This is a genomic window from Lactococcus sp. FSL W8-0209 (assembly GCF_038006585.1).
GTDB lineage: Bacteria > Bacillota > Bacilli > Lactobacillales > Streptococcaceae > Lactococcus > Lactococcus lactis.
The window spans coordinates 1884407-1897870 of the sequence record NZ_JBBOVN010000001.1 but is presented as its reverse complement, the minus strand read 5'-3'; the positions used below and the strand labels follow the sequence as shown (position 1 = coordinate 1897870).

10 protein-coding genes and 1 pseudogene are annotated in these 13464 nt (G+C 34.7%); 10 read left to right on the top strand and 1 reads right to left on the bottom strand.

All coding sequences use genetic code 11. From position 1 onward, the window contains the following. Positions 1-31: 31 nt before the first annotated feature. The gene (locus MKX45_RS09375; protein ID WP_340817107.1) at positions 32-715 is read right to left on the bottom strand and encodes a GntR family transcriptional regulator; all 684 of its coding nucleotides are present in this window, start codon (positions 713-715) and stop codon (positions 32-34) included. Positions 716-882: 167 nt separating this feature from the next. Between MKX45_RS09375 and MKX45_RS09370 the strand changes: the two genes are divergently transcribed. The 10 genes and pseudogenes from MKX45_RS09370 (at position 883) to MKX45_RS09325 (ending at position 13412) form a co-directional block, all read left to right on the top strand. Further along, a complete protein-coding gene (locus MKX45_RS09370) occupies positions 883-2517 on the top strand; it encodes a mannitol dehydrogenase family protein (protein WP_340817106.1) in 1635 nt (544 codons plus the stop codon). Positions 2518-2805: 288 nt separating this feature from the next. Then, positions 2806-3882: a mannonate dehydratase gene (uxuA, locus tag MKX45_RS09365; RefSeq protein WP_015426778.1), complete on the top strand. Its 1077-nt coding sequence runs from the start codon at positions 2806-2808 to the stop codon at positions 3880-3882. A gap of 184 nt (positions 3883-4066) precedes the next feature. After that, positions 4067-5593 (top strand): MFS transporter, encoded by a 1527-nt coding sequence (locus MKX45_RS09360; RefSeq protein WP_057720051.1) that lies wholly within the window; start codon positions 4067-4069, stop codon positions 5591-5593. 59 nt (positions 5594-5652) lie between these two features. Beyond that, positions 5653-6546 carry an aldose 1-epimerase family protein gene (locus MKX45_RS09355; RefSeq protein ID WP_057720049.1) on the top strand — a complete coding sequence of 298 codons (894 nt, stop codon included), beginning with the start codon at positions 5653-5655 and terminating at the stop codon, positions 6544-6546. After that, positions 6543-7958 carry a glucuronate isomerase gene (gene uxaC / locus MKX45_RS09350; protein ID WP_340817105.1) on the top strand — a complete coding sequence of 472 codons (1416 nt, stop codon included), beginning with the start codon at positions 6543-6545 and terminating at the stop codon, positions 7956-7958. Before MKX45_RS09355 ends, uxaC begins: the two co-directional genes overlap by 4 nt. Next, positions 7958-8908, top strand: a complete 951-nt coding sequence (locus MKX45_RS09345) for a sugar kinase (RefSeq protein WP_057720045.1) — start codon at positions 7958-7960, stop codon at positions 8906-8908. Before uxaC ends, MKX45_RS09345 begins: the two co-directional genes overlap by 1 nt. A gap of 2 nt (positions 8909-8910) precedes the next feature. Further along, positions 8911-9552: a bifunctional 4-hydroxy-2-oxoglutarate aldolase/2-dehydro-3-deoxy-phosphogluconate aldolase gene (locus tag MKX45_RS09340; RefSeq protein ID WP_017864827.1), complete on the top strand. Its 642-nt coding sequence runs from the start codon at positions 8911-8913 to the stop codon at positions 9550-9552. A gap of 173 nt (positions 9553-9725) precedes the next feature. Continuing rightward, the gene (locus MKX45_RS09335; RefSeq protein ID WP_057720041.1) at positions 9726-11666 is read left to right on the top strand and encodes a BglG family transcription antiterminator; all 1941 of its coding nucleotides are present in this window, start codon (positions 9726-9728) and stop codon (positions 11664-11666) included. Between the two features lies 1 nt (position 11667). Then, the gene (locus MKX45_RS09330; protein ID WP_012898229.1) at positions 11668-11967 is read left to right on the top strand and encodes a PTS sugar transporter subunit IIB; all 300 of its coding nucleotides are present in this window, start codon (positions 11668-11670) and stop codon (positions 11965-11967) included. 60 nt (positions 11968-12027) lie between these two features. Next, positions 12028-13412, top strand: a pseudogene (locus MKX45_RS09325) (PTS ascorbate transporter subunit IIC). Positions 13413-13464: the final 52 nt, after the last annotated feature.

Below are 13464 nucleotides of genomic sequence, written 5' to 3'. Positions count from 1 at the left end.
AAAACTCTGTTGGAATTCCGGCAGAGTTTTTTTATTCGGGTAAATTATCAAAGTATTCAGGAAAAGCTTGTAAAACTGCCATTTCTTCGTCAAACATCAAGTGCAAATGCTTGGCAGCCGCTGTGACAGTTTTTTCTCCATCATGATTTTCAACAGCGGAGAGTATTTCCTTGTGTTGCTCAATCAAGGTATTCCATGGTAAATCAGAAATCGCAAGACGTAACCAACGGAAACGATTGAACTGAATATTAATGGTTTGAAGCCAGTCCCAGACTTGGGCATGGTTAGTCATTAAATAAAAAGTTTTATGAAATTCTTCATCAGCGTTAAAAAAATTGTGATATTCAGCTTTAGCAGCATATTGTTCTTGAAGTTCAATTGCATCTCGTGCTTGGTTGAGTAAAAGATTATTATTCTCTAAAGCCGCAGCTTCGGAAACAATTTTGGCTTCTAAATTTTCTCGAATGAATCGAGCATTGATGGCAGCATCTAAATCAATTTTTGTGACGAAGGTCCCTGATTGAGGGATGCTATAAATGAGTCCATCACGACGTAAACGAAGAAGTGCCTCTCTGACAGGAGTTCGGCCTAATTGCAAATCAATTTCGATATTTTTTTGTGAAATTTTTTGTCCAGGACGATATTCATTCCTGAGAATTTTGCCTGTAATTTGTTTATAGGCCTGATTCTGTAGATTAAAATTCAATTCATTCATTCTGTAATTATAGAGCAGAGGGGCGGTAAAGTCAAATAATAAAGGTATTCTTTTAAAATAATGTCTTTTTTTTAATATATTCTTGACAACGGTTTCTTAAAAGTGATATACTAGTTTTCGTAGAAGAAAAACTGATATATCACTTTTCGAGATTTAAAGGAGAAATCATGGTGAAATTGCTTGATGATTATTTGATAAAGGGTGAGGAATTTAAAAAAGCAAAAATTAAAATTCCTAACTTTAATCAAGACAAAGTTATAGAGTCAACAGCTGATAATCCAGTCTGGGTCCACTTTGGTGGAGGAAATCTTTTTAGATGTTTCCATGCGGTTGTCGTCCAAGACTTACTCAATCAAGGAGAACTCAACTCAGGTCTTATTGTGGCTGAAACTTATGATGATGAGGTAATTGATAAAATCTATCGGGCCTATAATAATCGTTTTCTGTCAGTGACAATGAAAACAGATGGAGCTTTTGACAAAGAATTGATTGCGAGTGTTGCTGAAAGTTTTTATTTTAATGCAGAAAATACCGAGGGTTGGGCTCATTTAACAAAAGTCTTTGAAAATCCATCTTTGCAATTGACAACTTTTTCGATTACAGAAAAAGGTTATTCACTACGGGATTCAAAAGACCAATTGACGCCTTTGGCACTTGAAGATATGCAAGGAAGAAGCAAGCCTAAAACCAATATGGGGGCCGTTACTTATCTCCTTTATGCAAGATTTAAAGCTGGTAAATTTCCGATTGCCATGGTCAGTACAGATAATTTTTCAGAAAATGGTTTGAAATTGCAAGAAGCGATTTTGACCATTGCTAAAGCTTGGGTGGAAAATGAAATCGTAGAACAAGATTTTTATGATTACCTTATCAATCCTAAAAAAGTTAGTTTCCCCTGGTCAATGATTGACCGAATTACACCCAATCCGTCTGAAAAAGTTGCAAAATTACTGACAGCTGATGGTTTTGAGGATACAGAAATTTTACATAGTCAAAAACATACAAATATTGCTCCTTTTGGTAATACGGAAGAAGTTCATTATTTAGTGATTGAAGATACTTTTCCAAATGGCAGGCCGGCATTAGAAAAAGCTGGAGTTATCTTGACTGATCGTGAAACAGTCAATGATGCTGATCAGATGAAAGTTACCGCTTGTTTGAACCCCTTGCATACCGCTTTAGCTATTTTTGGAAGTTTATTAGATTATCATTCAATTTGGGAAGAAGTTGCCAATCCAGATTTGTTAGCACTTGTTAAGAATTTGGGGTATGGCGAGGCTTTGCCTGTGGTTAAGAATCCGAAAATTATCAATCCGAAAGATTTTATTGACCAGTTATTGACTAAACGTTTACCAAATAAAAATATTCCAGATACACCACAGAGAATTGCGGCAGATACGTCACAAAAAATTCCTGTTCGCTATGGCATAACGATTGGACACTATATTGCCAATCCAAGATTTTCTGTTAAAGAATTGGAATTTATTCCATTAGTCATTGCTGCTTGGTGCCGTTATTTAATCGGAATTAATGATGAGTTAGAAAGTTTTTCTCCAAGTCCTGACCCTCTTCTTGAAGAGTTGCAAGCTTTTGTTGCCGAGGTAAAATTAGATGGTAGTCAGCAAGAAATTCATGATATTCTAAAACCTATCTTATCTAATCACCAAATTTTTCCAAATGAGATGTACCAAACAGGGCTAGCTCAAAAGATTGAAAATTACTTTAAGCAAATGCTTCAAGGCAAAGGAGCAGTGCTTAAGACGCTACAAAATGTCCTAAAGGAACACGGAAAAAATTACTGACAGACTACTTATTTAGAACTGTCAGTAAAAAATATCTGAAAATTTACTGACAGAATGTTTAATTTTGAGCTGTCAGTAAAAATACTGCTATCAGTTTTCCATTTCTGCCAAATTGTGAAAAGAAAAAACTGACCAACTTTTTAATCAAGCTTTAAATAAAGTTTTGGCAGATTTGCAAAATCAAAATTACGAAATCATTGACGTAAAACTTTCAGCAGGTCTTACCGCTTGGTGGGAAGCTATAGCACGCTATTTGATTTTATATAAATAAGATAAAGGAATAAAAAAATGGAAATGACAATGCGTTGGTTTGGTTCAAATGCAGATAAGATAAAACTTTCTGAAATTGCCCAAGTTCCAGGTGTTAAAGGAGTCGTTGGAATGATTATGGACATTCCAGCGGGAGAAATTTGGCCAAAGGAGAGAATCAAAGCACTTAAAGAAGAAATTGAAGCCGCAGGTTTAAGTTTAAAAGTAATTGAATCTGTCAATATTCATGATGATATCAAAATTGGTTTGCCAACTCGTGATAAATATATTGAGAATTATAAAGAAACGATTCGAAATCTTGCTGAGTTTGGGATTGAAGTGATTTGCTATAATTTTATGCCTGTATTTGACTGGTTGAAATCAGATTTGGATTATCGTTTAGCTGATAATTCACAAACAATGGCTTTTATTGCTAGGGATATTCCAGCAAACCCTCAGGAGATAATTGACCGCGTTCAAGCAGCGGATGGTGGCTTTTCACTCCCAGGTTGGGAACCTGAAAGATTATCAGAAGTCAGAGGACTCTTTGAGGCATACAAAAATGTCGATGAGCATAAATTGCGTGAAAATTTTGCTTATTTTCTAAAAGCAATCATTCCTACATGTGAAGAAGTTGGGATTAAAATGGCGGTTCACCCTGATGACCCTCCTTATCCGATGTTTGGGCTTCCTCGGGTGGTGAAAAATCGGGAAGATTTAGATTGGATATGTAATGTTGTAGATAGTCCGTCAAACGCGATTACGCTTTGTACGGGGTCGATTGCTGAAGATCCAGCTAATAATGTCTATGAAATTATGGCTGAATTTGTCAAAAGAGACCGAATTCCTTTTGCACATGTGCGGAATATTAAATTTTTGCCAAGTGGTGAAAAAGATTTTTATGAAGCTCCTCATCTGTCGGAGTATGGTTCGCTTGATATGTATAAAATAATGAAAGCCATGTATGATAATGGTTTTGATGGCTATATTCGTCCAGACCATGGTCGAATGATTTGGGGAGAAACAGGACGCCCAGGCTACGGTTTATATGACCGAGCACTTGGAGCAAGTTATCTTAATGGGCTTTGGGAGGCGCTTGAGAAAACGAATCAGTAAATAAAAATGATATGAAGAAATCTATTTTAAAGAACTTTTTGTGAAAAAATGTGCGGAGAATACTCTCCGCTAAAATTAAAACGTTGGAGTAAGCGTTTCACAAAGTTCACAAATTAACAAAGTTTATGGAAAAATTTGTCAATTTTCACTGACAAAAATATAAAAATAGGAGAATCTGTTTAAAATGGCAGAAAAACAAAAAACTTCATGGGTTTATACCCCAAAAGCAATCAATACAAGGCGTGGTCTTCTTTACGGTTTGACTGATTTAATGGGCGGAGGCTGGAATAACATTGTTTCAGGAGTCATCTTTGTCTTTGTTCTTTCACAAGGAATTAGTCCTCTTTTTACAGGAGCAGTTTTGGGAATTGGTCGGATTATTGATGCCATCTGGTCCCTCTTTTTTGGGGCAATTACTGACCGTTTTTATCGAACAAGATTAGGACGAAAATATGGCCGACGTCATTTCTTTATTGCACTTGGCGGAATATTATTTGCGATTTTATTTCCAATGTTTTGGATTTCAACTAGCAGTTGGCAATATTATCTTTGGGTTTATGTTGCTATTGAGGTAGCGATTTCCATGATTTTAATTCCTTGGGAAACCTTGCCTACGGAAATGACGCCTGATTATAAAAAACGAACCACTCTTTCAGGGAGTCGAATGTTTATTTCAGCAACTGGAACGGCTATTGTCTTCTTTACCTTAGCTGTACTTAAGTCATTTAATAATCCTAATGCTTATCTTTATACGGGAATTACTTGGACGGTCATTTTTGTCATTGCCATTTTCACTTCATGGCGAGCAAGCTGGGAGCGTCCTTTAACTCCAGAATTTCTAGCAGAATTAGATGCTCAACCACGACTTGGATTTAGTGGATTTATGAAAAAAACAGTGACAGATTACTTTGGCACTTTCAAAAATAAATCATTCAGAAAACATTTATTGGTTTATCTCCTCTCATTTACAGGAAAAGATTTCTATTCTACACTGCTCCCAACTTTTATCGTGATTGGATTGTCCGGAACATCGGCAAATGCTCCGTGGGTTCTCCAAGCACTCTCAGCATTTGGTATTCTATCAACCATTGCCGCAGTAAAATTAATGGTCACTCGTGGTCCGAAATATTTATTTACTTTGAGTTATTTGGCGATTATAGTGGCCATGTTAGGTTATTTTGTTATCTATTTGACAGGGATTAATAATCCAATGTGGATGCTTGTGATTGTTTCCATTATTTATCAACTTGGACGAGGAATTTTAGAATTTACTCCTTGGAATGTTTTCCCTTTTATACCCGATGTTGACCGAATTTTTACACATGGTGATAAAGCAGGCGTATATGCTTCTGTCATGACTTTCTTTCGTAAATCAACAGGGGCACTTGCAACATATATTGCTGGTTGGGCTCTTGAAGAAATTGGATTTAATTCCACAACAATGACGACTCATGCAAATACACCATTAGGTATTCAACACGGAATTATGTTGATTTTCATCTTTGTTCCAATTGGCTTGTTAGCAGCCGCATTGATTGCAGCTCGCACCTTTAAACTTAATCGAGCCAATCATGATATTTTAAAAGCAGAATTGCAACGTCTTGAAGAAGGAGGCTCAAAAGTTGATGTAACTCTTGAAACACGTCAGGTCGTTGAATTACTGACAGGTCACTCTTATGAAAAATGTTGGCCTGACCAAGCAGACATTTAATGACAAAAGCTTAAAAGTTTACTGACAGGCGCTGTCAGTAAATTTATCGGAGAAAAACGATGGAAAATCAATTGTTAACACTAAAAAATAATGAGCTTACTGTTCAAATTAATCCAAAAGGGGCCGAATTAACTCATGTAATTGAGAATAAAAATAAATTTGATTTTATTTGGAATGGCTCTGAGTGGCCAAAACATGCCCCAATTTTATTTCCGGCTATTGGACGTTCAACTGATGATGAATATTTGCTGAACCAGAAGATTTATCCGATGCAACAACATGGTTTTGCTTCAGATTATTTCTTTGAAATTATTGACCAGAAAGAAGACCAGATAAGTTTGTCATTAAAAGATAATGAGGAAACTTATCAATCCTACCCTTTTCAATTTGAATTAAAAGTCACTTATCAACTGGTCAGTAAAAAATTGAAGATTCAATTTGAAATAAAAAATCTGTCAGTAAAAAAATTGACATTTGCCTTAGGATTTCATCCAGCTTTTAACCTATCAGCAAATTTTGAAGATTACCAGATTTCCTTTGAAACTAAAGATAGGACTTTAAAACAATTTGAAATTGTCAAAAATCCATTTCCTTATCGTTCGGGAAAAATCATAGAAATTAATAAAGCTGTCAGTAATTTTCCACTTGAAAGAGAATTCTTTGAAAAAGGGCTCGTCATTTTTGACAATAAAATCGAGAAGGTAAAACTTTTTTCACAAGATACAGATTATCAAATGACCATGAAAATGGCGGATTTCCCTTATCTTTGCTTGTGGACAAAAGAAGACGAAAATCTTTCTTACCTCTGTATTGAACCCTTCCAAGGACTGCCTGATATTCTCAATCAAAAACAAGAACTCTTGCAAAAAGAAGGAAATATCAGCTTAAAATCAAATGAATCAAAAACTTACGAAGTTGAATTAACTTTTAATAGTAATAAAGGAGAATCATGAAATTTTTATCAGAAGATTTTTTACTAACGAATGAAAGTGCCAAGATGCTTTTTCACAAACATGCAGAAAAAATGCCAATTATCGATTATCATTGCCATCTTGAACCCGCAGAAATTTATGAAAATAAAAAATATGAAAATTTAACACAAATTTGGCTAGGTGGGGATCATTATAAATGGCGTTTGCTCCGTGCGAATGGCATTCCTGAAAAATTGATTACTGGAGATGGAGAGGATTATGAAAAGTTTTTAGCATTTGCTAAAACACTTGAAAAATCATTTGGTAATCCAATTTATGAATGGACTCATCTGGAATTAAAACGATTTTTCCATATTAATAAGTTGATTTCAAGCGAGACAGCCAAAGAAATTTGGGATGAAGCGAACCAAATGCTTGCCACAGATGATTTCAGACCACGCGCATTGATTAAAAATTCACAGGTAAAAGTTGTTTGTACAACAGATGACCCTGTTTCAACGCTTTCTTATCATAAATTATTAGCCAAAGAGGAAAAAGATTTCAAAGTTTTACCAGCTTTAAGACCAGACCATTTAATTTCGATTACTGACGGACATTTTGCAGACTATTTGACAGAGATGTCAGCAGTTTCTGGAATTGAAATAAAAGGTTTTAAGACGATGATTAAGGCACTTGAACAAAGATTTGAATTTTTCACAAGCCTTGGTGGACGTTTGTCTGACCACTCCTTATCTACCTATACTTTTGCAGAAACTAAAAACGTGGATTTAGATTCTATCCTTCAGAAAGCCAAAGAAAATCAAACTTTAACAGACCTAGAATATAATCAATACATTACGGCATTAATCCTTGAAATTATGAAATTAAATAAAAAATTTGAATGGACAATGCAACTCCATGTTAACGTCAACCGTTCTATCAATGGCCCAGCCTTAAGTAAAATTGGTGAAAATACTGGATTTGATAGTATGGGTACTCAAGCTAATATTTCTGAGGAATTAACCAAACTCTTTAGCAAAGCAGCAGAACTTGAAACCATACCAAAAACCATTCTCTACTCCCTTAATCAAAACGATTGGCTTGAATTAGCCACATTGATTGGCTGTTTTCAAGGTGAAGGAGTGCAACAGTTACAACTTGGAGCTGGTTGGTGGTTCAATGACACCAAAAAAGGAATGGAAAACCAATTAGAGATTTTTGCTTCACAAAGTTTATTGTCCAATTTTGTCGGAATGTTGACAGATTCACGGAGCTTTTTAAGTTATCCACGTCATGAATATTTCCGTCGCGTCCTCTGTAATTTTGTTGGACAGTTGATTGAAAACGGTAGAATCCCTGATAATGAAGCACTTGTTGGAAAAATGATTGAAGATATTAGTTATAATAATGTGCATGATTATTTTGGATTTTTCAAAGATGAGGACTCTAAGTAATGACTGAATTTATAACACTTGGCGAACCTTTAGTAGTTCTTGCCTCAGAAAATCAAGATATAAGTTTAGATGCAGCTGAGCATTTCAGCAAATATTTAGCTGGTGCGGAGCTAAATGTTGCGATTGGTTTGAGTCGTCTAGGACATAAAGGAATTTACCTTTCTAAAGTCGGAGAGGATTCATTTGGGAATTTTATTATTGAATCAGTCAAAAAAGCGGAGATTGAAACGACCTATCTCACCAAAGATAAAAACTATTCAACAGGCTTTTATTTAAAACAAAAAGTAAGTGAGGGCGACCCAAAAGTTGATTATTATCGCAAAAATTCTGCAGCGGCCAATTTATCCATTGCTGAACTAAAAGCTCTAGATTTATCAGGGATAAAAATTGCGCATCTCTCAGGAATTTTTCCAGCCCTTTCAGAAACTAGTTTAAAAACTTTTCAAGCATTCAATCAAAAATTAAATGAAGCAGATATTTTAACCATTTTTGACCCTAATTTACGACCTGTACTTTGGGACAATCAAGAAAAAATGATAAGAACAATCAATGATTTAGCAAAGCAAAATCAAGTCATTCTGCCAGGAATAAATGAAGGTGAAATCTTGACCGGTTCATCTGAACCAGAAAAAATCGCTGATTTTTACCTTGAGCAAAGCCCTCTCACAAAGATTGTAGTTGTCAAATTAGGTGCTGACGGTGCTTTTGTAAAATTAAAAAATGGTGAACAATATTTTGTTTCTGGATTTAAAGTAGCAAAAGTTGTTGATACGGTTGGAGCAGGAGACGGATTCGCCGTTGGTCTTGAGTCTGCCTTACTTGAAGGAAAAACCTTAAAAGAAGCCGTCAAGCTCGCCTGTGCCGTTGGAGCATTAGCAGTTCAAAGCTCAGGAGATAGTGAAGGTTATCCCACAAAAGAAGAACTAAAAGCATTTTATGAGGAGATGTAGTCATGCAAAGAGCAGAATTATTAAATAAAGTGATTCAATCAGGAGTCGTCTCGGTCGTCCGAGCTGAGAGTGGCGAAAAAGCATTAAAAATCGTAGAAGCTGTCGTCTCAGGAGGAATCACTTCTATCGAATTGACCTATTCAGTTCCGCGAGCTAACGAAGTTATTTCTGATTTGGTAGCCAAGTATCTAGGAACAGATGTAGTGATCGGAGCGGGGACAGTTTTAGATCCGACCTCTGCTCGTTTGGCCATTGTTGCAGGGGCTCAATTTATTGTCAGTCCAAGTTTTAACAAAGAAGTCGCAAAGATATGTAATCTTTATCAGATTCCCTATGTTCCGGGAATTTTAACTCCACTCGAAGCTCAAAAAGCTTTAGAATATGGGTCAGAGTTAATCAAACTTTTCCCAGGTGATATTACAGGTCCCAAAATGATAAAAGACTTAAAAGGTCCATTTCCTTATATTAATATCCTTCCATCGGGAGGAGTAAATGTTGATAATGTTGCTGAATGGTTTGCAGCAGGAGCAGTAGCTGTAAGTGCTGGAGGTGGGGTTACAGCTCCAGCAGCCAACAACAATTATAGTGGGGTTACTGAAAATGCAAAGAAATTTATGGCAGCATTTAAGGCAGCTAAGAAATAAAAATTAGCTATTAATTTTCCCTCTTGAATAATAAAAAACTTCATTTTTTGGAGTTTTTTTATTTTCTAAAGTTCAGTCCAATTATTTTTATTAAGTAAAAGTAATTTGGGCTGTAAGCGCTATATTTTGGTAAAATAATTGAGTTATAATAAAAAATACAAGGGAGCGTTTTTATGATTAATTATGATTTAGACATTCTCTTTTTTTCAAAACATAAATTATGGAAATTAGAGCGAATATTGGAGGTCACTAATCTAGATAAAGAAAAATTTTATCGAATATTGGAGGAATTTAATCAAAAATTAGAAAATCAAGGTTTAAAAAAATTAGATTATAAAAATGAATGCTTAGCAATTTTTGATAAAATAGAAAATTTTGAAGAAACTCGTTATTCTATCAATCAAAAGACATTTATTTTATCAGAAGTTGAAAGACGTTCCCTTATATATCTACTTATTTTTACAAATGAATCTTCCCTCTCAATAGCTCTTTTTCAAAAATATCTTCAAGTAAGTAAAAATACGGTTTTAAGTGATTTAAAAAAACTTAGAGAGGAGCTTATGAGCAAAAATATTCAGATTGAATATTCAAGAAAAAAAGGATTTTACCTTAATTTTGAGGAGAAAATTTTACAGGAGAAGGCTTGGTATTATTTGCAAAATTTATCTGAGGACGCAGGATTTTATACCTTATCAAAAGTTTTAAATGATAAGGATCCATTAACTATTTTTAAGAATAATCAGCTATTGAAAAAGATAATGCAAGAACTACAGATTGAGATTGTTTATAGTCGATATCTTTCGACATTACTGTTTGCAAGTCTGCTCAAGTGTAGAGGTTTTGAAAAGGGGAGTGAAAATATTAATGAGCTACTCAAATCATTAATTATTGGGATGTCGGATGGAAAAAATACAATTGAGCAAGACAATGGTTTATACCGAATGGCCTTTAACATTATGGAAAATGTTATGAAATTAGCAGCAATTGAATTCGATGATTTCACAAAGACCTTTATGGCACTATTAGCTCACCTAACTCCTGCATACTATCGATTAAAAAATCATTTTGAATTAAAAAATGTCCTGCTTGAACGGATAAAAAAAGAGTACTACTCCTTGTTTTTACTGATGGATAACGTCCTTCAACCATTAAAAGAAGAGGTCGGTGAAATTTCAGAATCTGAGAAAGCTTATTTTGTTATTTTATTTGGTGGAGAGATTTATAAAAATAAGTACTCAGGTAAATCATTAAAAGCAATTGTACTCTGTGTAAATGGAATCAGTTCGAGTTTAATTATGCAAAAAAGACTAGAGAGTTTATTCCCGACAATGGAATTTATTCTGAGTGCTCGAGTCTCTCATTTTGAAAAATTACCTATAAATTCATATGATATTATTTTTTCAACGGTTCCTGTAAAGTCAGACAAAAAAGTTTATCTTATGTCAGCTTTTCCAGAGCAGCGTGAAGAAAATAAGCTCTATAATCAAGTTTTACAAGATTTTCAGCTCCCAGGTTTTATAAAACCATCTGCTCAAACTATTTTAGATTCAATAGAACCTTACATTATTATAAAAAAACCAGCAAGTAAACTGGATTTAATAAAAATTATTGAAAAAAAATTAAATCGTACTAGAAAAGAAGGGAAACTATCAGGAGTTATGCTAACAGATTTACTTACAAAAGAAAAAATAAATTTTACCAATAGAGAATTGACCTGGCAAGAAGCAATTGAATTAGCTGCACAGCCCCTTCTTGATAAACATGAAATTGAAGAGCGTTATATCAAAGCTATTATTGATAAAGTAGAAGCTTTCGGCCCTTATATTGACTTAGGATTGGGAATTGCCCTTCCTCATGCTCGTCCAGAGGAAGGGGTCAAAAAATTAGGAATGTCATTTTTAAGATGTGAACATCCAGTAAAGTTAATGAACGATGATAAGCATGAAATTAAACTTTTTATTGTTTTAGCAGCTATTGATAATGAGACCCATCTTAGAGCTTTGTCAACACTTACTAAGATATTATCAAATAAAGAACGCTTGGGTCAGTTACTTGCAGCAACAAATGCAACAGAAGTTGAACAAATACTTTTAGAAGAAGAAGGAGAAAAATAATATGAAATTTGCATGTGTATGCCAATCTGGGTTAGGAACGAGTTTTATGGTTCAAATGAACATTCAGTCATTATTAGAAGAATCAGGAGTAAATATTGATAATTTCGAATTGGAGCATATGGATGTTGGGTCAGCAACACCAGATGCAGCGGATTATTTTTTTGTTGAGGCAACATTAGTATCTGCTCTTCCTAATATTCCAACAGAAAAAATTATGCCACTTCAGTCAATTATTGATAAAGAAGTTGCGCGTGAAGCACTTTATAAAGTGCTTGATGAAAATAACATAAGTCATCAATAAGAAAAAATAAATCGAATCTATAAAGTACAAAATTTTTCTAGACTAGAGGAGAAAAATAAAATGAATGGTATTTTAAACTTTATTGTATCAGTCGCAACTACTCCAGCGCTTTTAGTTGGATTAATTGCAATGTTGGGATTGATTTTGCAGAAAAAAACAGCAAGTACAGTTATCCAAGGTTCAATTAAAACATTTGCAGGTTTTTTGTTTTTGACCGGAGGTGCGGGGATATTAGTTACCTCATTGAATCCCTTTGCAACGATGTTTCAACATGTCTTTAATGCTAAGGGAGTTGTGCCCTCCAATGAAGCGGTGGTTGCTTTAGCATTAGTGAAGTATGGAACACCAGCAGCCTTAATTATGATTGTGGGATTTATTGTTAATGTAATACTTGCACGTTTTACAAGATTTAAATATATTTTCTTGACTGGGCAAGCAATGCTCTATGTATCAACAATGTCAGCTGTTGTACTTATTTCTGCTGGACTAGGAAATGGTTGGTTGACAATCTTGTTAGGAGGAATATTTGAAGGAACATTGCTGACAGTCACACCCGCTCTAACTCAACGCTATATGCGGAAGATCACTAGTAATGATGGAGTTGCAATGGGCCATACTGGCAATATAGGCTATGCTCTATCCGGTTGGCTTGGAGAAAAATTTGGAAATAAGGATCCAGAAAAATCAACTGAAAAATTAAATATCCCTAAAAACCTTGGGTTTTTGAGAGATTCTACTGTTTCTATTTCTCTAGTAATGATGGTTGTCTATATTATTTTAGCTTTAATTGCAGGTCCTCATTTTGTTGAAAGTCCAGCTTTGTCTGCTGGAACTAATTATATTGTCTATGCGGTCATTCAAGCAGGGACTTTTGCAGCAGGATTTGTGGTTGTTCTTCAAGGTGTTCGTATGATTTTGTCAGAAATTATTCCAGCATTTCAAGGGATTGCTAAAAAGCTTGTTCCTAACTCCAAACCAGCATTAGATGTTCCAATAGTATTTCCTTATGCGCCCAATGCTGTTTTAATTGGATTTTTTGTCTCATTTATTGTTGGAGTTATTTCTATGCTAATAATGCTTGGCTAGGAACAACTGTGATTATTCCTGGTGTTGTTGGTATCTTCTTTTGTGGAGGAGCAGCAGGAGTTTATGGCAATGCTTTTGGAGGTTTGCGTGGGGCGATTATCGGCTCAACAGCGAATGGATTACTGTTAGCTTGGGGTCCACTTTTAATTCTGCCTGCTTTAGGTTCGTTTGGAGCGAATTCTGCATCGACCTTTGCAGATTCAGATTATATTGTTTCAGGAGGATTGCTTGGGGGAATTGGCAAAGCTGGATCAATAGCATTAATTTCCTTTATAATAATTTTTCTCTTGATTGTATTAATGACGAGTTTGATTTTGAATAGAAGAGATAAAATTAATTCAAAAAGCAAAGAATTATAATTGAAAAAATAAATTTTTTGAAGATTTATAAAACAGGTCAACCGCAACCTTT

What these genes read in the sequence shown, in the direction of transcription:
- MKX45_RS09375 (WP_340817107.1), bottom strand. Translation starts at nt 715, where the DNA reads ATGAATGAATTGAATTTTAATCTACAGAATCAGGCCTATAAACAAATT.
- MKX45_RS09370 (WP_340817106.1), top strand. Translation starts at nt 883, where the DNA reads ATGGTGAAATTGCTTGATGATTATTTGATAAAGGGTGAGGAATTTAAA.
- uxuA (WP_015426778.1), top strand. Translation starts at nt 2,806, where the DNA reads ATGGAAATGACAATGCGTTGGTTTGGTTCAAATGCAGATAAGATAAAA.
- MKX45_RS09360 (WP_057720051.1), top strand. Translation starts at nt 4,067, where the DNA reads ATGGCAGAAAAACAAAAAACTTCATGGGTTTATACCCCAAAAGCAATC.
- MKX45_RS09355 (WP_057720049.1), top strand. Translation starts at nt 5,653, where the DNA reads ATGGAAAATCAATTGTTAACACTAAAAAATAATGAGCTTACTGTTCAA.
- uxaC (WP_340817105.1), top strand. Translation starts at nt 6,543, where the DNA reads ATGAAATTTTTATCAGAAGATTTTTTACTAACGAATGAAAGTGCCAAG.
- MKX45_RS09345 (WP_057720045.1), top strand. Translation starts at nt 7,958, where the DNA reads ATGACTGAATTTATAACACTTGGCGAACCTTTAGTAGTTCTTGCCTCA.
- MKX45_RS09340 (WP_017864827.1), top strand. Translation starts at nt 8,911, where the DNA reads ATGCAAAGAGCAGAATTATTAAATAAAGTGATTCAATCAGGAGTCGTC.
- MKX45_RS09335 (WP_057720041.1), top strand. Translation starts at nt 9,726, where the DNA reads ATGATTAATTATGATTTAGACATTCTCTTTTTTTCAAAACATAAATTA.
- MKX45_RS09330 (WP_012898229.1), top strand. Translation starts at nt 11,668, where the DNA reads ATGAAATTTGCATGTGTATGCCAATCTGGGTTAGGAACGAGTTTTATG.